Raw genomic sequence first — 20,925 nt, 5'->3', positions numbered from 1 at the left:
CTGCGTCACGCCGCGGCGACGATGCCTCCGGTGAGCACTCGGTAGGCGTAGGTCACCGCGATCACGGCGACCGGGCCCGCGACCAACAGCCCCAACCCGCACAGCAGCAGCCCCAGGAACGTGATCACCAGCACCGCCAGCGCGAGCAGGAGCACCTGCCACGCGTTGGCGACCACCAGCGTGAAGCTGGACTTCAGCGCCTCGAAGGGACCCTGGTCCTGATCGACGACGAAGTGCAGCGAGAACACGCACAGCAATCCCGCGATCAACCCGGGAAGCAGGCACAGCGCCGACCCGAGGAAGGTCAGCGTGAACGCCAGCAGTGCGGTGAGCAGCACGTTGCCCGCGTTGACGAATCGGAAGTAGGCGCCGAAAGGCGGTGGCGTGCCGTCGGTCTCATACAGTGCGCCACGCACCATCGCCGCCTGCAGCAGCCATATCGCGGCCATGACCGCCAGGAAGACGAGCAGCAGCGGCAGCATCGTCGTAGGGTCGGCGACCTGCACGACGAGCACGAATGCCAGGTAGATCACCAGGCCCGCCGCGGTCACCCCCACCCACGGCCCCGGATTGGACCGGAATCGCGCCCAGCCGTAACTGAGCGCCCGGCCCACGTCCAGGGTGGCCGGACCGGTGGGCACCTGCTGGTAGCCGTAGACCGGCTCCTGGGCGGGCGCCGGACCGGAGGGCGCCCAGCCCGGCCCGGTGCCTTGCGGGCCGTAACCGGGGTGGCCTATGCCGGCAGGTGGGGCCTGCTGCGGTGGTTCGTTGCCGTAATGCGTCGCGCCGGGCCCCTCGTACTGCGGGTATCCGCCCGGGCCTGCCATCTCGTGGGGGGCGTGCCCTGTCCTGGGGCCGGCAGCCTGCGGATCAGGGTTCACGTGCTGCCCCGGCCGCGCGGCGGAGCGTGCGTCGTCGTTCTGGGAGGGAGCGCCGCCAGCTGATTGTTTGGGTGCGGGAGGCGGGGTTTCGGTCATGCGTAGACCTTTCCACTCAACTGGTTTGCGGTGTGGCGCAGGGCAGTTGACGATGACAAAACCCGACGGGTGCGGAGGTGTCAAGCGACCGGCGGGCGCCGTCCGGCCGTGCCGCGGACACGCCGAGCGACGCGGAAAGGTTGTGTAACCGCTCGCTAGAAGTGACCCCGAGCGAGTACTTTGAGAGGCGATGACCGCACTATTGGCCGAACGCGCCGCCGAAGTCGTGTCCGCAGCGCAACAGTTGCTCACAAAGCGAATGGGTGCTCCGGTAAAGCTGAGCGATCCGATCGAACTCAGCGGTAGTGGTAGGACGACGGTCCTACGTGTGCGTGTAGCGGAAAATGCCTTCTCGCTGCCGCGAACCCTGATCATCAAGCAGGTTCGCGGCGCCGCCCAGGAACGCCGGACCAGCGGCTTGGCGCCCGGGGTCGCCAGCATCGACTCCGCGTTCCTGCGCGAAACGGTGTCGTATCAGTTCACCACCGCGTTGAGCCGGGAGCACCGGCCGGGCGCGTACCTGATCGCCCACAGCCTTCCCGACCGTCTGCTGATCCTCAGCGACCTCGGTGAGAACTCCCTGTTGACCGCCGTGCTCCGCTCCGGCGCCGAGCCCGCCACCCGCAACGCCCTGATGGCGTTCGCCCAGGCGCTGGGCCGGATGCATGCCGCCACGGTCGGGCGCGAAGCCGACTTCGTCGCGTTGCTGCGCCGGGTCGATGTGGTGCACCGGGTCGACGGCATCGCCCAGCAGGCCGAGTCGGCGATCGCCGAGGTGCCCGGTCTGCTCGAGCGCGAGCTCGGCATCGAGGTGCCCGGCGAGATCGCCGAGCGCATCGTGCGCGGCAACCGCCTGTACTCCGCGGGCCGCTTCCGCGCGTTCAGCCCGTCGGACCTCTGCCCGGACAATGTGATCCTGAACGAGGAGGGCGCTCGCTTCCTCGACTACGAGTGGGGCGGATTCCGCGACGCCACCCTGGACATCGCCTACGCGCTGGTGTCCTTCCCCGGCTGCCTGTGCGATCTCGAGCTCTCGCGGGAGCGGGCGCGCCAGATGGTGGAGGCATGGCGTGCGGAGGTCGTCGGCGTGTGGCCCGCGCTGGCCGACGACGACCAGCTGGCCGAACGCATCCTGGAAGCCCGGTTGATCTGGGTCTGGCTGTCCACCTACTGGTTCCTGCCCGCCGACCACGCCCGCATCGCCGCCGCCAGGGAGCACGGCCTTTCGGTGCCGCGTTCGGCGGCGCTGATCAACCGCTGGGCCGCGCTCGCCGAGGACGCGCGGTGCACGGGAGACGACATCGTGGGGGATTTCGCCGAGGACGTGTCGGCGCGGCTGGAAGAACGCTGGGGCGAGTAAGCCCGCTGCGTCGAGTTCGCGTGCATCAGGCCGCTCTCGGCGACACCCGCCCTGCGTGCGAGTAAGGCGGCCTCCAGGTGGTCGACGCCCGCAGGCACAGCACCGGGACGCGCATCGTCGTGCGGTCCCGGCACCGAAATGCCGGTAGCGTGCCGGGGAGGACGCCAGTGGTCGACGGCAGCGCTCAGCCGAGCGGGATCTGCCTCGGCTCGATCCGGCCCCCGGAGCGGACGGCGAACGATGCGCCATGGCGAACACCGGAGTTCTGGTCCGCCACGTTCAGCAGGTAGTACCAGTCCATCTGCGCCTGGTCCGCGGTGATCTCCAGGACGCCGTAGCCGTGGGCATCCAACTCGACGTACCGCAAATGGCGGTTGACCGTCTTGATCGATTCGGCGATCGGAGCGGAGTTCGCCCGGAGCATGTCGCCGATGCTGGTCGAGGTCACCGACGGCACCACGAACTCGGCGCCCGCCGTCGCGCCGCCCGGGTAGCCCGCCGCGTCCAGAGGCAGGTCGGCGGCCCATGAGGAATGGATGTCCCCGGTCAGGAACAGCACGTCGGAGATCTGCTGGTCGACGATGGCGCGGAACAGCCGGGTGCGGTCGGCGGTGTAGCCGTCCCACTGGTCGCCGTTCAACGAGGGGCCGGCCTGCGGGAGGCCCATGGTGCTGGTGATCGCCGCCGTGGTGGCGGGCTCGAGCGGCGGGAACACCAGCGGGGCGATCATGACCGAGTTACCCACCAGCTTCCACCGCACCGGAGCGGAGGCCAAGCCGGCGGTGAGCCATTCCATCTGCGCCTTACCGGTGATGGTGCGCGCCGGGTTGTCGGCCTCGCGCCAGTTCGCCCCCGGCTTCGCCTCCTGGTCGCGGTAGCTGCGCAGATCCAGCATGGCGAGTTCGGCCAGGGTGCCGAAGCGCAGCCTGCGGTAGATCCGCACATCCGCGCCGGAGCCGGACGCGCGGACCGGCATCCACTCCAGGTAGGCCCGCGCGGAAACGGCGCGCCGGTCCGCCCAGCTGCCCTCGGTGGCGGGATCGTGGTTGTTCGCGCCGCCGGACCAGGAGTTGTCCGCGGATTCGTGGTCGTCCCAGGTGCAGATGAACGGCAGCGCGGCGTGCAGGGCGAGCAGATCGGGGTCGGTCTTGTACTGGGCGTGGCGGATGCGGTAGTCCGCCAGGCTGACGATCTCGTTGGCCGGATCGTGCGCGCGCACGGCGCCGTCGCGGCCGCCGTACTTGCCGCGGCCGTACTCGTAGATGTAGTCGCCCAGGTGCACGATCGCGTCCAGGTCGGTGCGAGCGGCCAGATGGCGGTAGGCGCCGAAGTAGCCTGCCTCCCAGTTCGCGCACGACACCACGCCGAACCGAAGGCGGTCCGGTGTGTCGGCCGCGGCGGGAGCGGTCCTGGTGCGGCCCACCGGCGAAGTCTGGCCGAGTGCGCTGAACCGATAGAAGTACTCGACGCCGGGAGCCAGGCCGGAAACGTCGACCTTGACCGTGTGGTCGGAGTCCGCCGAGGTCGTCACGGTGCCGGACGCGGCGGTCGAGGCGAACCGCTCGTCCGCGGCGATCTCCCACCGGACGGTCGCCGGGTCACCCAGGCCCGAGCCAGGCGCCGCGTCGTCGGAGACGGTGACGCGGGTCCAGATGATCACGCCGTCGGGCAGCGGGTCCCCCGAGGCGACGCCGTGGCGGAACACCGTTGTCGCGGCGTCGGCGCGCCCGGCGGCCAGCACCACGGTCGCGGTGGCGGCGCTGCCCTGGAAAAGCACGCGCCGAGCGAAGCGCAAAGTGGACGAGGGATCTGAAACGGATGCGTTTTCAGTCACGGGTACCGATCCCATCCGAAGTACCGGCGACGCGCAACTCCGTGTGCCGCTCCCGGTGCGGACCGCGCAGGCGCGCCACAGCATGTCGCGCTGTCGGTGCGCCTGGGTAACGTTCCTGCCGTGAGCGATGGTTTGTTCGACGTGCCCGGAGCCGCGGTGCCCCCGGAGCATTCGATCGACACTGTGGTGCGCCGGGACGCGGGCGCGCCGCTGGCCGTGCGCATGCGCCCGGCCACGCTGGAGGAAGTGGTCGGCCAGCAGCATCTGCTCGGGCCCGGCTCGCCGCTGCGCAGGTTGATCGAGGGTTCGGGCGCCGCGTCGGTGCTGCTGTACGGGCCGCCCGGCACCGGGAAGACCACCCTCGCCTCGCTCATCTCCCAGGCCACCGGCCGTAGATTCGAAGCGCTCTCGGCGCTCTCGGCCGGGGTCAAAGAGGTGCGCGCGGTCATCGACATGGCGCGGCGGCGGCTGTCGGCGGGCGAGCAGACCGTGTTGTTCATCGACGAGGTGCACCGCTTCTCCAAGACCCAGCAGGACGCCCTGCTCGCCGCGGTGGAGAACCGCATCGTGCTGCTCGTCGGCGCGACCACCGAGAACCCGTCGTTCTCGGTGGTGTCGCCGCTGCTGTCGCGCTCGCTGGTGCTGCAGCTGCGGTCGCTGACCGAAGCCGACATCCGCGAGGTGCTCGGCCGCGCGATCGGCGATCCACGCGGCCTCGGCGGCGAGTACACCGTGACCGACGCCGCGCTCGACCACATCGTCCGGATCGCGGGCGGCGACGCCCGCCGCGCGCTGACCGCCCTGGAAGCATCCGCGGAATCCTCGCTCGACGGCACCGTCGACGTGGACCTGGTCGAGGCCAGCGTCGACAAGGCCGCGGTCCGCTACGACCGTGCCGGCGACCAGCACTACGACGTGATCAGCGCGTTCATCAAGTCCATCCGCGGGTCGGACGTCGATGCCGCGCTGCACTACCTGGCCCGCATGCTGAGCGCGGGGGAGGACCCGCGCTTCATCGCGCGACGGCTGATGATCCACGCGAGCGAGGACATCGGCATGGCCGACCCGATGGCGTTGCAGACCGCGACCGCCGCCGCGCAGGTGGTGCAGCTGGTCGGCCTGCCAGAAGGCCGCCTCGCGCTCGCGCAGGCAACGATCCACCTGGCCACGGCTCCGAAGTCCGGCGCCGTTGTGGCCGCGATCGGCGCCGCCATGGCCGACGTCGCGGCGGGCAAGGCGGGCCCCGTCCCGCCCCACCTGCGCGACGGCCACTACCCCGGCGCGGCGGCGCTGGGCAACGCGCAGGGCTACAGATACCCCCACGACGACAAAGACGGCGTGCTCGCCCAGCAATACCCGCCCGACGAACTGGTCGGCGTCGACTACTACCACCCCACCGACCACGGCCACGAACGCGAGATCGGCCCCAGGGTCGACAAGCTGCGCCGCATCGTCCGCGGCTGATCCGCCCAGTACCAGGCGTACTGTGTCGGTATCGGTGAAGGTCATCCGTTGGTTGACCCGCCATTTCGTTCCGCAACGGCCGGAGATGTGGCTGTATCCGGAGCGCGGTTTGCAGGTCGAGTCGTACCGGAAGGGGCGGGTGCGTCCGGATGGGGTGTTCGCCCCCGACGGGAGTTTCGCAGGTGAGGCGAATGGGCCGACCCGGCGAAAGTCCTCATGATTGTGGAAGTGACCTCGTACGACACCGACACCGATCGTCGGGACCGGGTCGAGACGCCGCGCGCGTACGCCGAGACCGGTATCCCGGTCTACCTGCTGGTGGACCGGGACAGCTGCGAGGTGGTCGTGTTCAGCGAGCCGGAAGACGGTGCGTACAGCAAGACCGTGCGGCGGGCGTTCGGGAAGACTGTCGAACTGCCTGCTCCCGTGGGCATGACGCTGGACAGCGAGCCGCTGCGCGCCTGGGTTCGCTGACCGGTCGCGGGGACGCGCGCGGAGCCCGGTCGATGAAAATTCGCGTGCGCGGCACCGGTAGGCTGGGTATTCGTGCAGACCCACGAGATTCGACGGCGTTTCCTGGACCATTTCCTCCGTGCCGGCCATACCGAGGTGCCGAGTGCCTCGCTGATCCTGGCCGACCCGAACCTGCTGTTCGTCAACGCGGGCATGGTCCAGTTCAAGCCGTACTTCCTGGGTCAGGAGGCGCCGCCGTACCCGCGGGCGACCAGCGTGCAGAAATGCGTGCGGACCGGCGACATCGAAGAGGTCGGCGTCACCACGAGGCACAACACGTTCTTCCAGATGGCGGGCAACTTCTCCTTCGGTGACTACTTCAAGGAGGGGGCGATCACCCTCGCCTGGGAGCTGATCTCCAAGCCGCAGGACGACGGCGGTTACGGGTTCGATCCCGAGCGGATCTGGGTCACCGTGTACCAGGACGACCCGGAGGCCGCCGAGATCTGGAAGCGGGTCGCCGGCATCCCCGAGGAGCGCATCCAGTTCCGCGACGGCAAGGACAACTACTGGGACATGGGCGTGCCCGGCCCGGGCGGCCCCTGCTCGGAGATCTACTACGACCGCGGCCCCGAGTACGGCCGCGACGGCGGACCGGTCGCCGACGAGGACCGCTACCTCGAGATCTGGAACCTGGTGTTCATGCAGGACGTCCGCGGTGAGCTGAGCCCGAAGCTCGGGCACCCGCCGGTCGGGTCGCTGCCGAAGAAGAACATCGACACCGGTATGGGCGTCGAGCGCATCGCGCTGCTGCTGCAGGGCGTGGACAACGTCTACGAGACCGACCTGCTGCGCCCGATCATCGACAAGGCCGGAGAACTGACCGGACGCTCCTACGGTGTCCAGCACGAGGACGACGTGCGCTTCCGCGTGATCGCCGACCATGCCCGCACCGCCGCCATGCTGATCGCCGACGGCGTGAACCCGGGCAACGACGGCCGCGGGTACGTGCTGCGCCGCCTGCTGCGCCGCATCGTGCGCTCGGCCCGCCTGCTCGGCGCCGAGAAGCCGGTGATGAGCGAGTTCATGAAGGTGGTCAGCGACCTGATGGCCCCGTCCTACCCGGAGCTGGCCACCGACTTCCGCCGCATCGAGACCGTCGCGGTCGGCGAGGAGACGGCGTTCCTCAAGACGTTGAACACCGGCTCCACCCTCTTCGACAACACCGCCGCCGCGGTGAAGGCGCGGGGCGGCAGCACGATCGCGGGATCGGACGCGTTCACCCTGCACGACACCTACGGCTTCCCGATCGATCTGACGCTGGAGATGGCCGCCGAGGCCGGCCTGTCGGTCGACGAGGACGGCTTCCGCTCGCTCATGGCCGAGCAGCGCCAGCGCGCCAAGGAGGACGCCCAGGCGCGCAAGCACGCCCACGCCGATCTGACGATCTACAAGGAACTGGTCGACCGGGGCGCCACCGAGTTCACCGGCTTCGACGAGCTGACCTCCGAGGCCACCGTGCTCGCCCTGATCGCCGACGGCGTCCGGGTGCCTGCCGCGACCGCCGGCCAGGACGTCGAGGTCATCCTCGACCGCAGCCCGCTCTACGCCGAGTCCGGCGGCCAGATCGCCGACCGCGGCTCCATCACCGCCTCCTCGGGTCTGAAGCTGCGCGTCAACGACGTGCAGAAGATCGCCAAGAAGCTGTGGGTGCACAAGACCACGGTGGAGCACGGCCAGGTCACCGAGGGCGACGTCGTGCTCGCGCAGGCCGACCCGGCCTGGCGGCGCGGCGCCACGCAGGGCCATTCCGGCACGCACATGGTGCATGCCGCCCTCCGGCAGGTGCTCGGTCCGAACGCCGTACAGGCCGGTTCGCTGAACAAGCCGGGCTACCTGCGCTTCGACTTCAACTGGCAGGGCCAGCTGTCCGAGCAGCAGAAGGCCGACATCGAGGCCGTCTCCAACGACGCGGTGGGCGCCGATTTCCCGGTGAACACCTTCGTCACCGATCTGCCCAAGGCCAAGCAGATGGGCGCGCTGGCCCTGTTCGGCGAGAACTACGGCAACGAGGTGCGCGTGGTGGAGATCGGCGGCCCGTTCTCGATGGAGCTGTGCGGTGGCACGCACGTGCAACATTCCTCCCAGATCGGCCCGATCACGGTGCTCGGCGAGTCGTCGGTCGGCTCCGGCGTGCGTCGCGTGGAAGCGTTCGTCGGCTTGGACTCCTACAAGTACCTGGCCAAGGAGCGCGCGCTGCTGGCCGGTGTCGCCTCCGCGCTGAAGGTGCCCTCCGAAGAGGTGCCCGCGCGCGTCGAGCAGCTGGTGGAGCGGCTCAAGGTGGCCGAGAAAGAGCTCGAGCGCACGAAGATGGCCGCCGTGCTGTCCTCGGCGGGCAGATTCGTCGACGAGGCCGAGCGGATCGGCAGGCTGCTGCTGGTCGCCGTGGCCGCGCCGGAGGGCGTCTCCGCGGGGGATCTGCGCACCCTGGCCACCGACATCCGTGGCCGCTTCGGCAGCGAGCCCGCCGTGGTGGTGCTGCTCGGCAACGCCGAGGGCAAGGTGCCGTTCGTGGTCGCGGTGAACAAGCCCGCTCAGGAGCTCGGCATCAAGGCGGGCGATCTGGTCGGCAGCTTCGGCCCGAGCATCGCGGGACGCGGCGGCGGCAAGCCGGAGATGGCGCAGGGCGCCGGCTCGGACCCCTCCGGCATCCCGGCCGGCCTGGCCGCGGTCCGGGCACGGGTGGCCGAACTCGCCGGGTGATGGGCGATCCAACGGAACCGGAGCGGTCGGCGCAGCGCGGCGCCGACCGGCCGCATCCGGCCACCGACCCCGGTCGGGGCAGGCGGATCGGCGTCGACGTCGGCAGTGTCCGGATCGGGGTCGCCGCGAGCGATCCCGACGGGATTCTCGCCACCCCGGTGGAGACCGTGCCGCGCGCGAAACAGTCTCGGCGATCGGCTCCCGCACCCGATATCGAAAGAATTGCCGAAATTGTGCGGGAGTACGAGGCAGTCGAGGTAATCGTCGGATTGCCGCGGACATTACGCGGGGAGAAGGGCACTGCGGCTACGCTGGCCAGCGCATTCGCTGAGCGATTGCGGGCTGCTGTCGGGTCGGTGCCGGTCCGGCTTTCCGACGAACGTTTGACTACGGTGTCAGCTGCACGTGCATTGCGGGACAGTGGAGTTCGCGCGCGTGGCCAGCGGCAGGTGATCGATCAGGCGGCGGCCGTGTCGATCCTGCAAGGATGGTTGGACGAACGGAGTGCGGTGTTGAGGTCGGTGGAAGCGGGACGTCCTGCGTCGCCCGAGGACGATGCATGACGGATCGGTGGGCGCGGGCCGAGGAACTGTTCCGACAGCGCGAAGCTGATCGGCGTTACCGGAGAGACGACCGGGCCTGGGGCGAGTACGACGGTGACCGGTACGACGACTACGACGACGACACCACCGTCATCCCCCGTTACGTCGACGACGAGGAGGAGCCGGAGCCCGCACCGCCACCACCGCCCCCGCGGCGTGGCGGACAGCGCCCGAGGGCCGCGCGTGCGGAAGCGCCGCGCCGCTCGAAGCGCGCTGACTCCGAACGCGCGGAGTCGAAACGCGCCAAGCCCGAACGCTCCGGCCGCTCGCAGCGCGGTAAGCGCTCCCGGGTCGCCTCGCGTAAAGCCGCCGAGCGCAAGAAGCGCCGCCGCACCCTCTGGGTCGTGGCGGGCGTCTTCGTGCTGCTCTTCGCAGGCGCCGTCGTCTTCGCCGGGATGAAGTTCATCGGCAGTCTGGCTCCGCCGAAAGACTTCGCCGGGCCGGGGGGACCGCTGGTGGTGGTGCAGGTGCATCCCGGCGACACCTCGCAGCAGATCGCCGCGACCATGGTCGAGCGCGGTGTCGTGGCCAGCACGGGCGCGTTCTTCCAAGCGGCCGTGCGTAATTCGAACATGAACTCGGTGCAGCCCGGCTTCTACGCGATCCCCAGCCAGAGCCCCGCCGCGGAGGCGGTGGCGACGCTGGTCAGCAAACAGTCCAGGGTCGGCAATCTGGTCGTCTCCGAGGGGCGGCTGCTGCACGACCAGCACGACATGAACACCGGCGGGCGCTACGACGGCATCTACCGCAAGATCGCGGAAGCCAGCTGCATCGGCACCGGCGCCAACCAGAAGTGCGTGACCTACGAACAGCTCGATGCCGCGGGCGCGAGCCTGGACCTGGCCGCGCTAGGGGTGCCCGCGTGGGCGATGCAGGGTGTCAAGGACTGCCCGGACCGGACGAGGCAGCTGGAAGGCCTCATCGCCGCGGGTACCTGGGATTTCGATCCCAGCGCCACACCGCAGGAGATCCTGCGGCAGTTGGTGACCGCGAGCGCGAAGAGCTACGAATCCACCGGACTGCTGCAATCCGGCGCCGACACGAAACTGACGCCGTATCAGACGCTGGTGGCCGCCTCGCTGGTGGAACGTGAGGCGCAACCCCAGGACATGGGCAAAGTGGCGCGGGTGATCGTGAACCGGCTGCGGGCCGATCAGATGCTGCAGTTCGACTCGACGGTGAACTACGCCTTGGATCGCACCGAGGTGGCGACCACCGACGCCGACCGCGCTCAGGAAACCGCCTGGAACACCTACGCGATGCGCGGCCTGCCCAAGACTCCGATCGCCGCGCCGTCGTTGAACGCGTTGCGTGCCATGGAGAATCCGGAGGCGGGGCCGTGGCTGTACTTCGTCACCGTCGACAAGCAGGGCACCACCCTGTTCACCGACGATTATCAGGAGCATCTGCGCCTGATCGCGCGGGCACAGCGCAGCGGCATCCTCGACAGTTCCAAGGACAGCGGTGGGCGCTGATCGCAAGGCGGCGGTGCTCGGCAAGCCGATCGCGCACTCGCGATCGCCACAGCTGCATCTGGCCGCGTATCGCGCGCTCGGACTGAACTGGAGTTACGAGCGCATCGAATGCTCGGCAGAACAGCTGCCCGGACTGGTCGACGGACTCGGGCCGGAATGGGTCGGGCTGTCGGTGACCATGCCCGGCAAGGAAGCGGCGCTGGCCTACGCGGACGAGCGCACCGACCGGGCCGTGCTGGTCGGATCGGCCAACACCCTGGTCCGCGGCGACGCGGGCTGGCTGGCCGACTGCACCGACGTGGACGGCGTGCTCGGCGCGCTGCGCGGCGGCGGTGTCACCGACCTGACCGATGCCGTGGTGCTGGGAGCGGGCGGCACCGCGCGGCCCGCTCTGCTGGCGTTGTCGGAGCTGGGCGCGAAGTCGGTGACCGTGGTCGCCCGCGACGCCGGACGGGCGCGCGGCGCGCTGGAACTCGCCGAGCGACTGGGCATGATCGCGTCGCTCGCCGGATTCGACACCGGGCCGCTGCACGCGATCTGCGCGGCGGCGGGCGCTGTGGTGAGCACCATTCCGGCCACGGCGGCCGCGGTCGTCGCCCCGGCGGTGGCCGAGGCGCCGGTGGTGCTCGACGCGATCTACAACCCGTGGCCGACCCCGCTGGCCGAGGCGGTGGCCCGGGCCGGGCACACGGTGGTCAGCGGTCTGCAGATGCTGCTGAATCAGGCCTACGGCCAGGTCGAGCTGTTCACCGGGCAGCAGGCGCCGCGCACGGAGATGGCGGCGGCGCTCGACGAATCGGGATCGCGGCCGCGCCTGCCATAGCCGCGTGCGTGTTCCCCGGCGGCGAAAGCCGATGGCCGCGCATCGGCGGACCCGATCGGGGGCCTATGCGAGGGCGCGGCCTCGAACGTCTCGCTGGTGAACCGCCCGAAACAAGCGCCGCCGTGGACGCAGAGGGCAGGGCGAGGGCATCGCTGCGCTTAGCATCGTCTCATGACCGACGTGACCGAGTTTCCCGTCCAATCCGCGCGCACCCAGCGCTTCACGCTGGGCGTGCCGCGTAACTGCGCGGTCGCTCCGGACGGGCGCCATGTGGTCTTCCTGCGTTCGCGGTCGGGCACCGATTCCGTGACGTCGCTGTGGGTACGCGACGTCGAGACCGGCGTGGAGCGGATGATCGCGGATTCGGCCGAACTGCTGGGCGCGCGGACGCAGACCAGTTCGGCGCGCGAACGCGCGCTGCGCGAGCGGGCGCGCGAGGCCGCTACCGGAATCGTCCGGTACGCCACCGATGCCGCGGTCTCGAAAGTGGTCTTCGTCTTGGCGGAGACGCTCTACGTGGCCGACGTCGATACCGGTGCGGTCGATGAGCACAAGCTCGACGGACCGATTTTCGATCCACGGCTTTCGCCGGACGGACGCTTGGTCGCCTACGTGTCGGGGCCGACGGTGCGGGTGTTCGAAATCGATAGCGCCACAGACCACGTCGTGATCGGCGGTGTCGACGACACCAGGCAGTACGGTCTGGCGGAGTTCATCGCGGCCGAGGAGATGGGCCGGGATCGCGGCTTCTGGTGGTCGCCCGATTCGCAGCATCTGCTGATCGCCGGTATCGATGAGGCGCCGGTGAACCGGTGGTGGATCGCCGACAGCCGCAATCCGCAGCAGCCACCCACCGAACTCGCCTATCCGGCAGCCGGGACCGCGAATGCCGATGTCACCGCGCACGTGGTGGATCTGGACGGCAATCGGGTCGACATCGAGTGGGATCGCGACGCCTATCCGTATCTGGCGCGGGTGGACTGGACGGCCGGTGGGCCGCCGCTGTTGCTGGTCCAGAGCCGTGATCAACGGACGCAGCATCATCTGGCGGTCGATGTCGAAACCGGCCGGACCGATCTCGTGGCCGCCGAAGCCGATGAGGTCTGGCTCGAACTGGTCGCCGGTGTGCCGGCCCGCACACCGGCGGGGCGGCTCGTGCGCGTGCGCGACGACGCGACGACGCGCGCGCTGTTCGTCGACGACGAGCGGGCGACCGCGCCGGAGCTGCACGTGCGGGCGGTGCTGGACGTGCGCGACGACGACATCTTGTTCACCGCCTGCGAAACCGCGTCCCCCCGGCACCGCGAGATCGGGGAGATCCACGTGTACCGCTGGGGCCGTGACGGAACGGTTCGGCTGACGAGCGAACCAGGGGTGCACTCGGCCACCCGCGGTGGCGATGTCATCGTCGTGCGATCCAATACGCTCGCGAGCACCGACACTCGGACGCGGATTCTGCGCGGCGGCAACGTCCTCGGTGAAATCCCGGCTTTCTCCGCAGCGCCGGTGCTGACCGCCCGGCCTCATCTGCAGTTGGCCGGAGCGCAGCACAATCCGGCCGCGGTGCTGCTGCCGACCGGGTATTCCGGCGACGATCCGCTTCCGGTGCTGCTCGACCCGTACGGTGGCCCGCACGGCCAGCGGGTGCTGTGCGACCAGCGCGCCTACCTGGAAGCGCAATGGCTGGCCGACAAGGGATTCGCGGTGATCGTGGTCGACGGTCGCGGTATGGCCTGCCAGAATCCGGCACGGCAGCGGCTCGTGGCCGCGGACCTGGCCGGAACTCTCGACGATCAGGTCGACGCGCTCGGCGCGCTCGCCGCGCGGTACCCGCTGGACCTGAGCAGAGTCGCGATCCGCGGATGGTCCTTCGGCGGCTATCTCGCCGCGCTGGCGGTGCTGCGGCGACCCGATGTGTTCCACGCGGCGATCGCGGGTGCGCCGGTCACCGACTGGAGCCTGTACGACACGCACTACACCGAACGATATCTGGGCCACCCGGATCGGCGACCGGAGGTGTACGCCGCCAACTCCCTGGTCACGGCGTCCGGCCTCGCGCCGTCCGCCGAACCGACCCGACCACTGCTGCTGATCCACGGGTTGGCGGACGACAATGTCGTCGCCGCGCACACCTTGCGACTGTCGGCGGCGTTGCTCGCCGCGGGACATCCGCACGAGGTGCTTCCGCTTTCCGGCGCGACGCACAAGCCGACGGACGAACGAGTGGTGGCCAACCTGTTGCTCCATCAGCTCGACTTCTTGCGACGTTCGCTCGCTTTGTCCTGAAACCCCTGGTAGGACGCGATTCCAGCGACGGAGACGTGGACCGGGGATACCATGGCATGATGCGCGAGCGGGATGTTGCGGCCTACTCGAGGGACATTCTCGAATCCGTGTGGTCGGTCACCCCCGACGCCGCGATCGAGGCGGGGAGGCTACCTCCGGTCCTGTGGGAGGATCCGACGCAGGGCGGGCGCGACGCCGTGCGTGATCGTATCGAACTCTTGCTGAAGGAACTCGATCAATTCGGCGGTGACCGCACCTGCGAGGATCTGCGCGCCGCGATGCGATTCCATCTGCTGTCCGCCGCCTCGCTCGCGACATCGCGCGACATCTCCGAGCTCAACCACATGACCGGCCCGGTGGCTCGGCTGAGCTGGGCGTCGCGTTCCTGGCCGCAGCGCGAGGATCCGCGGTTCGATTCGTATGTCGAGCGGCTGCGGGCCTTCCCCGCTTATGTGTCCGAGCTGGTCGGGGAGATCGCGGCCGCGAGCGAGACCGTTCGGGGTTCGGCGCCGGTGCTGCACGCGTTCATCAGCCAGGTGGACACGCTTTTCGCGACCCGTGCCTGCGGCCCCGACCCGCTGCTGCACGGCATGAGCGCCGCTCGCGAGCAGGGGAATTCGGTCGCCGAGATCCCACAGGAGGTCGTCGAGCGGGTCTACCGGGCGCTGGCGGAGCTGCGTTCGGTGGCCGTCGCGGAACTCGCGACGGCCGTGCCCGCCGCGCCGTCGGCGATCTCGCCGGCGGGTCCGGACCGCTATCGCGAGGCGATCTTTCGCGGAACGAGCGTGCCGCTGTCGCCCGAGCGGCTCGAAGCCATCGGCCTGGATCTGTTGCGCGCGACCGAGGCCGAGTTCACCGCCCTCTCCGGCCGGAATTTCGCGCGAGAGCTGCTTCCCGGCGACGAGATCATGCGGCGCTTCGCCGACGCGCACGAGCTGTTGACCTCGGCGAGCCGGGTGCTGGTCGAGCGGTGGCCGATGGCACCCTGCCAGGTCGAACCGATGCCGGAGACGAACGCGTCGACGGGTCCGCCCGCGTTCTACGGTCCGTCGTCGTATCGCAACGGGCGCCCCGGGTCGCTGTTCGTCAATGCCATGCTGCCGACCTCGACGAGGTCGTCGGAAGTGCTACCGCTCGCGATGCACGAGGGCGTGCCCGGGCATCACCTGCAGATCGCGCTCCTCGACGAGAACGACGCGGTGCCCGAGGTGCTGCGGCTGCTTCCGGTCAACGCGTTCACCGAGGGGTGGGCGGTTTACGCCGAGACCCTCCATGCGGAGATGGGCCTCGAGCTCAGCGAGCTGGACCGGCTGGGTCTGCTGATGCACCAGCGCTGGCGGGCCGCGCGACTGGTGACCGACGTGGGTTTGCATGTGCGGGGCTGGAGCGTGGAGCAGGCCGTGGAGTTCATGGCGCGGCACACTCTCCAAGACGTCGGCCAAGTCCGCAAGGAAGTCGTCCGTTACCTGGCCTGGCCCGGCCAAGCGCTGGGCTACGCGGTCGGTGCCCGGGCGATCGCGAACCATATCCGCGAGATGGTCGGTTCGGGCCTGACACTCGCCGCGGCCCATACGGCGCTGCTGGACCGCGGCTCCCTGCCACTCACCGCGCTGACCGGTCACGACCGGAATTGACGAACGGGGGCGACCATGCCGGATCGGTACAGCCTTGCCGACTGGTTTTCCCGAACGCTCGCACCCCTGCTCGGCGCGGTCGGCGATCTCGCCGACCCGTGCCCGGCCCCGGATGGGCGCCACGTCGCTTGCACGGGAGTGGTGCAGCGCGAACTCGGCCGCCCACCCGAAAGACGCTTGTACCTGATCGATCCGGAGCGGCGGTCGCTGCGCGAGTTACCCGGTGATCGGCAGATCCACGGGGCGGCGACATGGTCTCCCGACAGCGGCCGGTTGGCGGCGATTCGGGAGTCGGATGCCTCCGACGCCCATCAGCTGTGGATCGTCGAACCGGACGCGAGCCGGAATGGCACAGAGTTTCCGCTGCCCGGTTGGGCCGAATACGTGGAGTGGTCCCCCGACGGCCGAAGGATCTTGATCGGCGTCGCACCCGACGGCGTCGATCGAGCGGGTGCGCTGGGGTCCGACCGGGTCGGAAAGGCGGCTCCCGCTTCGGACGCCGCGCCGGTGACTACACGGTGGCTGGCCGTGCTGGATCCGGTCACCGGGGACTGGGAGCGAGTCACCTCGCCCGGGCTCAACGTCTGGGAGGCCATCTGGTGTGGCCCCGACGCGCTCGTGCTACTGGTGTCCGACGACGCGTCCGAGGATTCGTGGTACAGCAGCCGTGTCGTCCGGCTGGCGCTGGGATCCCGTTCGACCGAACTGCTGTATCGGCCGATGACCGGGTTCGGCTCGCAGCCGCAACTCGGTTGGCTTGCCGCATCTCTCGATGGAAGATGGGTCGGCCTCATCGAGGGGGTGTGCAGTGATCGAGGGCTGGTCGCGGGCGATGTACGGGTACTCGATCTCGTCTCCGGTGTCAGCGCGTCGTTCCGGGCGGGTTTCGACGCGACCTCGCTGGCTCGGTCGGACCACTCCGGGCGATTCGTGGCGGCAGGCCTGCGGGGGCCGTGCAATATCGTCGCGACCATCGACGCTACAACGCAGCGCGCCGAAACTCTCTGGGAGGGTTTGGATTTTCTCGGGGGCGCCCGCCGGTTCCCGAAGGTGGTTGTCGGTGGCGAGCGTATCTTCGCCATCGCCGAGAACCTCGACACGCCCACCGGACTCGTCGAGCTGACCCGGGGTCGCCGCAGGCGGATCTGGTCTGTCGGCGGCACAGCCGACGACACCGGCCTGCGGGGGGTCACCTCGCGCTGGGTGAGTTGGAAGTCTTCGGACGGCACGGAAATCCATGGCCTGCTGACGCTGCCCTCCGGTGCGCCGCGCGGATTGCTGCTGTGGGTGCACGGCGGGCCGGTCAGCGTGTCGGCGGATCAATGGAAAGGGCGGCCCGCGTCGATGAGCTATCTGCTCGCCGAAGGCATCGCCATCTTCCGGCCGAATCCGCGAGGCAGCGTGGGTGACGGCCGCGAATCGGTGGCGCGGCTGGTCGGCGACCTCGGCGGCGTCGACACCGAAGACGTCCTGTCCGGGCTGGATTGGTTGTCCGCGCAGGTGCTGGGCGCACTGCCGACCGCGGTGGGCGGAGAGAGTTACGGAGGGTATCTGACCGCGTGGCTGCTCACGGAGACCACCCGGTTCAAGGCCGCCGTGGTGAGTTCGCCGATCACCGACTGGACGAGCTTTCAGCGGACGTCGAACATCCGGCGGTTCGCCGAGACCTTCGCCACGGGGGCCGCGCTTCGCCGCAATCCGCTGCGCCGTGCGGGCGAGATCACCACTCCGACGCTGGTGATCGTCGGCGGGCGCGACCGCTGCACTCCGCCGGGAGAGGGGCGCCAGTTGCACGACGCGTTGCGGGCCGACGGTCGCGCGCCCGCTCGGCTGGTGGAGTTTCCCGACATCGGCCACGTGCCGCGCGAATTCCCCGCGTTGCTGGACTATTCCGAGGCGATCCGGGACTGGATCACGAATTTCCTGTGGGCAGGGTGACGGCGTCGAGATAGTCCGGGTTCGTCAACCGGGCGGCGATGTCGCTGTCCACTCGTTCTGGCACCGGTATCGGCGGCAGATACAGCGTTGTCGCGGGGGTGAGTAGTTCACCGACCTCACCGAGCTGCCCCACCGTCGAGTGGTAGAGGCGTGAGGGCTCATCGGTGATCGCCGAGACGACCAACGTGGCGGGGTGGCCCGGTGCGTAGAAGCGAGACAGATACTCGCCCAGCTCCCGGATGCGGTCGGGCGTGTTGCCGGTGTCGGCGCTGTGCAGCCGCGTGCCCAGCAAGCCGACCTGCCAGATGACCGCGGCCAGCTCCGGCTGCAGCGTCCGTCGATACAGCAGGATGTCGGTGGCCTCGTGCATCTGGACGCCCGTGCCGACGATGTCGATCCCGAGATCCGCCATCAGGCAATCCAATGCGGAGATGCCCGGCAGCGTGCGTACCCGCACACCCAGGCGCGGACCGGCGCGCAGGCAGATAGCCGACGGCAGCGACAACAGCAAGGGATGTCCGTACAAGGCCAGCGCTACCGGAGGCATCTCGATCGCCGCCTCCAGCGCGCGCGCCGCCATCGTTTTATAGGTGCGCAGCCGATCGGAACCGTGTACATAGAATTCCGAAGTATCGACTATGTCCGGGCAGAGTGCACGGAGAAATTCCGCCGTGCCGGGAACGTAGCTGGCGTACAGAATTCGATTAACTCGGCCCAGAACTGTTCGGGTTTCCGCTGTCACATGTGACGGCTTCAATCCGAGGCCGGCCAAATAGAGATCGGCGTCCTCGGCCGTCGGCACGTTGTCGGCGCCGCTGATCAAGGACGCATGTCGCCGACGATGTCGTCGATGACGTCCATCACGGACTGTGCTCGCCCGGCGGTAACCGAGTGCTCCACAGCGGATTCGGCGAGCCAGCTCGCGGCGCCGGGCAGCGCGTCGGGCGCCGCCGATCGCGCGACGGGCTCGGCGAGCCAGCCCGCGGTGCCCGGCACGGTGTCGGGCACCGCCGATCGCGCTGCTGTGGCGGCTGCTGCTCGCATTTCGGAAACGATCATGGCCCGTCCCCCGCTCTGGGTAATCTGAACCGGATGGCATACAGAGCTTTCCATGCTTCCGTGCATGGCGAAGGTCTTAAAGTTAACAACTCGAGCCCGCGTGTGTCCATAAGGTGGAATAAATGAAACCGCGGTCGGATCTGGTACCCGATCTGTTCTCGATCCTCGTCGGAACGCTGCTCGGTTTGGCGACGAACCTCGCCACCAGTGACGACAACCTGCCCACCTTCGTCCATGAAGCGGCTCCGCTCTGGGCTTTCGGCGCGCTGCTCGCCTCGGCCCTGCTGTTGATCGGGGTCCGCGTGTGGCGGCATTTCTCCGAATCACGGTGGGAGCGGGTGCGTTTGAAGGCGGGCGAGAGTCCGTATCCCGGCCTCGACGCGTTCTCCGAGAGCGAGGCGGGTGCGTTCTTCGGCCGCGATCGCGACATCCGCAGGCTGCTCGATCGGGTCCAGGGCGAGCAGACGGACCAGCTGCGCTGCATCGCGATCGTCGGGCCGAGCGGCTCCGGGAAATCGTCGCTGGTGCAGGCCGGGCTGGTGCCCCGCCTGGCGGCCCGCCGGGGGAGGTGGGTGGTGCTGCCCCGGGTGGTGCCCGGCCCGGAACCCCTGCGTTCGCTCGCCCGCGCGCTGATCGAATGCGGTTTGGACGGGTCGGTCGGTGCGGTCGAGCGCGGACTGAGTCTGGACACCGATCATCTTCGGGACTGTTTGGAGCGGTTGCGCGCGAAGGCGGCGCATCGCTCGCCGCAGCTGCTGCTCATCGTCGACCAGGCCGAGGAATTGGTGACCGCGCGCTCGGAGGACGAGGAGCGCCGCTACCTGACCATGATCGAGCGTGTGCTCCGCACGTGTCCGTGGGCGTGCGTGATCCTGGTGTTCCGGTCGGAGTTCCTGACCCACTTCCTGTCCGGGCCGCATGCCGAGCTGTTCGAGCATCCCGTGCCGGTCGCGGTGCTGCCGACTTCGGCGCTGCACGAGGTCATCGAGCGTCCGGCGGACGCCGCCGGTGTGCGTTTCGATCCGCCGGACCTGGTGCGCCAGATGGTCGGCGAGACCGGCAGCGGGGAGGCGCTGCCGCTGCTGGCCTGGACGCTGATGGAGTTGTGGGAACGCAAAGGGGCCCGCACGGTGATCACCGAGGCGGATTACCAAGCCTCCGGCGGCGTGCTCGGCGCATTGTCCGCCCGCGCGAACAGCGTCACCGAGGACCTCGTGCGCCGCGGGGCCGTCGAGGACCGCATTCTGGACACGCTGCTGCGTTTCTTCCACCTGGAAGGGTCCAGCTTCACCCGCCGACAGGTCCGAGACGCCACCCTGTCGCCGGACGATCGCCGCATCGTGTCGGCTTTCGTGCAGGCACGGCTGCTTTCGGCGGACTCGGGCCCGCAATCGGACGGGGTCTTCTACCAGGTCACCCACGAGGCGTTGATCCGGCACTGGGCGCCCCTGCGGCAGCTGGCCGAGACCAGACGTGCCGGCCTGGAACAGCTTTCCCGGCTGGAACGGTGGGCAAGGGACTGGGCGGAGTCCGATCGCGCGGACGAATTCCTGCTCGCCGGAGCGAGATTGGAAGCCGCTCTGGGGTGGTGGGCGGATGCGGGAGCGGACGCGCGGGCGGTGCCGACGGTCGAGGAGTTCCTGCAGCGCTCGACCCGCGCGGACCGGGTGACCGCGGAACGGCTCGCCGATGCCAGCGCCGTGGTGGCGTCGGAGTGGATCATGCGCGAGCCCGATACCGCGATCATGGTGGCGCTCGCCGCCGAACGGGATTACGCGCCGACCCCGGAGACCCGTCAGGTGCTCGTCGCCGCTCTGTGCGCGACGAGGTTGCATCGGGTGACCCGTCTCGCCTCGGCGGCCGTCCGCCAAGTGGCCTGGGCGCCGGGCAGCCAGCTCATCGCCGCCGCTTTGGCCGACGGCGCCGTGATGCTGTACGACCGCGCGGGCAGCCAGGAGACGGTGTCCTGGCCGGTGGGTGCGAGCGGCGCCTGCGCGGTCGCGTGGTCGGCGGATGGCGCGCGGTTGGCCAGCGGTGGCGCGGATGGGGTGGTGCGGGTGTGGGATGTGGCGGCGGGGTCGGAGGTGGCGTGTTGGAGCGAGCATGCCGGTGCGGTGCACGCGGTGGCGTGGTCGCCCGACGGCGCGTGGTTGGCCAGTGGCGGCGCGGATGGGGTGGTGCGGGTGTGGGATGTGGCGGCGGGGTCGGAGGTGGCGTGTTGGAGCGAGCATGCCGGTGCGGTGCACGCGGTGGCGTG

General features: G+C 69.6%; 14 protein-coding genes and 1 pseudogene. 11 read left to right on the top strand and 4 right to left on the bottom strand.

Features of this window, described 5'->3' with window-relative positions; genetic code table 11:
• Positions 1 to 5: 5 nt before the first annotated feature.
• A complete protein-coding gene (locus ACWDMM_RS08590; RefSeq protein WP_449936730.1) occupies positions 6 to 977 on the bottom strand; it encodes a hypothetical protein in 972 nt (323 codons plus the stop codon).
• Positions 978 to 1,167: 190 nt separating this feature from the next.
• Between ACWDMM_RS08590 and ACWDMM_RS08585 the strand changes: the two genes are divergently transcribed.
• Positions 1,168 to 2,337: a phosphotransferase family protein gene (locus tag ACWDMM_RS08585; protein WP_195082318.1), complete on the top strand. Its 1,170-nt coding sequence runs from the start codon at positions 1,168 to 1,170 to the stop codon at positions 2,335 to 2,337.
• A 184-nt stretch (positions 2,338 to 2,521) separates the two neighbouring features.
• Here the strand turns inward: ACWDMM_RS08585 and ACWDMM_RS08580 are convergent, their stop codons facing one another.
• Positions 2,522 to 4,186 (bottom strand): alkaline phosphatase D family protein, encoded by a 1,665-nt coding sequence (locus tag ACWDMM_RS08580; RefSeq protein ID WP_357110320.1) that lies wholly within the window; start codon positions 4,184 to 4,186, stop codon positions 2,522 to 2,524.
• A 105-nt stretch (positions 4,187 to 4,291) separates the two neighbouring features.
• Between ACWDMM_RS08580 and ACWDMM_RS08575 the strand changes: the two genes are divergently transcribed.
• From ACWDMM_RS08575 to ACWDMM_RS08535, 9 genes and pseudogenes are all read left to right on the top strand, one after another.
• Positions 4,292 to 5,635, top strand: coding sequence for a replication-associated recombination protein A (locus ACWDMM_RS08575; RefSeq protein WP_397068706.1), 1,344 nt, complete (start codon positions 4,292 to 4,294; stop codon positions 5,633 to 5,635).
• Between the two features lie 207 nt (positions 5,636 to 5,842).
• Positions 5,843 to 6,109: pseudogene (locus ACWDMM_RS08570) on the top strand (Uma2 family endonuclease); the annotation flags it as partial.
• A gap of 72 nt (positions 6,110 to 6,181) precedes the next feature.
• Positions 6,182 to 8,851 carry an alanine--tRNA ligase gene (alaS, locus tag ACWDMM_RS08565; RefSeq protein WP_195082321.1) on the top strand — a complete coding sequence of 890 codons (2,670 nt, stop codon included), beginning with the start codon at positions 6,182 to 6,184 and terminating at the stop codon, positions 8,849 to 8,851.
• A complete protein-coding gene (gene ruvX, locus ACWDMM_RS08560) occupies positions 8,851 to 9,414 on the top strand; it encodes a Holliday junction resolvase RuvX (RefSeq protein WP_449936725.1) in 564 nt (187 codons plus the stop codon). The genes alaS and ruvX overlap by 1 nt, the downstream gene beginning before the upstream one ends.
• Entirely contained in the window at positions 9,411 to 10,928 is a 1,518-nt protein-coding gene (mltG, locus tag ACWDMM_RS08555) for an endolytic transglycosylase MltG (RefSeq protein ID WP_195082323.1), read from the top strand. The genes ruvX and mltG overlap by 4 nt, the downstream gene beginning before the upstream one ends.
• Entirely contained in the window at positions 10,918 to 11,751 is an 834-nt protein-coding gene (locus tag ACWDMM_RS08550; RefSeq protein ID WP_357206706.1) for a shikimate dehydrogenase, read from the top strand. Before mltG ends, ACWDMM_RS08550 begins: the two co-directional genes overlap by 11 nt.
• 171 nt (positions 11,752 to 11,922) lie before the next feature.
• On the top strand, positions 11,923 to 14,037 hold the full coding sequence (locus ACWDMM_RS08545) for a prolyl oligopeptidase family serine peptidase (protein WP_449936721.1): 2,115 nt from the start codon (positions 11,923 to 11,925) through the stop codon (positions 14,035 to 14,037).
• Between the two features lie 59 nt (positions 14,038 to 14,096).
• Positions 14,097 to 15,671 carry a DUF885 domain-containing protein gene (locus ACWDMM_RS08540; RefSeq protein ID WP_357110330.1) on the top strand — a complete coding sequence of 525 codons (1,575 nt, stop codon included), beginning with the start codon at positions 14,097 to 14,099 and terminating at the stop codon, positions 15,669 to 15,671.
• A gap of 15 nt (positions 15,672 to 15,686) precedes the next feature.
• Positions 15,687 to 17,609, top strand: coding sequence for a S9 family peptidase (locus ACWDMM_RS08535; RefSeq protein WP_449936718.1), 1,923 nt, complete (start codon positions 15,687 to 15,689; stop codon positions 17,607 to 17,609).
• On the opposite strand, the gene ACWDMM_RS08530 is transcribed toward ACWDMM_RS08535, so the two are convergent.
• Together ACWDMM_RS08530 and ACWDMM_RS08525 are read right to left on the bottom strand one after the other, a co-directional pair.
• Positions 17,584 to 18,432, bottom strand: a complete 849-nt coding sequence (locus tag ACWDMM_RS08530) for an SAM-dependent methyltransferase (RefSeq protein WP_195082328.1) — start codon at positions 18,430 to 18,432, stop codon at positions 17,584 to 17,586. The genes ACWDMM_RS08535 and ACWDMM_RS08530 overlap by 26 nt on opposite strands.
• Positions 18,429 to 18,653 carry a hypothetical protein gene (locus ACWDMM_RS08525; RefSeq protein ID WP_195082329.1) on the bottom strand — a complete coding sequence of 75 codons (225 nt, stop codon included), beginning with the start codon at positions 18,651 to 18,653 and terminating at the stop codon, positions 18,429 to 18,431. The genes ACWDMM_RS08530 and ACWDMM_RS08525 overlap by 4 nt, the downstream gene beginning before the upstream one ends.
• Before the next feature lie 137 nt (positions 18,654 to 18,790).
• Here ACWDMM_RS08525 and ACWDMM_RS08520 point away from each other — a divergent pair.
• A partial coding sequence (locus tag ACWDMM_RS08520; protein ID WP_449936716.1) for an NACHT and WD repeat domain-containing protein occupies positions 18,791 to 20,925 on the top strand: 2,135 nt, incomplete at its 3' end.

It is taken from the genome of Nocardia sp. NPDC003726 (genome assembly GCF_053586955.1).
Note: the sequence above shows the minus strand (reverse complement) of the source record. Positions and strands in the feature narration are given on the sequence as shown.

What these genes read in the sequence shown, in the direction of transcription:
- ACWDMM_RS08590 (WP_449936730.1), bottom strand. Translation starts at nt 977, where the DNA reads ATGACCGAAACCCCGCCTCCCGCACCCAAACAATCAGCTGGCGGCGCT.
- ACWDMM_RS08585 (WP_195082318.1), top strand. Translation starts at nt 1,168, where the DNA reads ATGACCGCACTATTGGCCGAACGCGCCGCCGAAGTCGTGTCCGCAGCG.
- ACWDMM_RS08580 (WP_357110320.1), bottom strand. Translation starts at nt 4,186, where the DNA reads ATGGGATCGGTACCCGTGACTGAAAACGCATCCGTTTCAGATCCCTCG.
- ruvX (WP_449936725.1), top strand. Translation starts at nt 8,851, where the DNA reads ATGGGCGATCCAACGGAACCGGAGCGGTCGGCGCAGCGCGGCGCCGAC.
- mltG (WP_195082323.1), top strand. Translation starts at nt 9,411, where the DNA reads ATGACGGATCGGTGGGCGCGGGCCGAGGAACTGTTCCGACAGCGCGAA.
- ACWDMM_RS08545 (WP_449936721.1), top strand. Translation starts at nt 11,923, where the DNA reads ATGACCGACGTGACCGAGTTTCCCGTCCAATCCGCGCGCACCCAGCGC.
- ACWDMM_RS08540 (WP_357110330.1), top strand. Translation starts at nt 14,097, where the DNA reads ATGCGCGAGCGGGATGTTGCGGCCTACTCGAGGGACATTCTCGAATCC.
- ACWDMM_RS08535 (WP_449936718.1), top strand. Translation starts at nt 15,687, where the DNA reads ATGCCGGATCGGTACAGCCTTGCCGACTGGTTTTCCCGAACGCTCGCA.
- ACWDMM_RS08525 (WP_195082329.1), bottom strand. Translation starts at nt 18,653, where the DNA reads ATGCGAGCAGCAGCCGCCACAGCAGCGCGATCGGCGGTGCCCGACACC.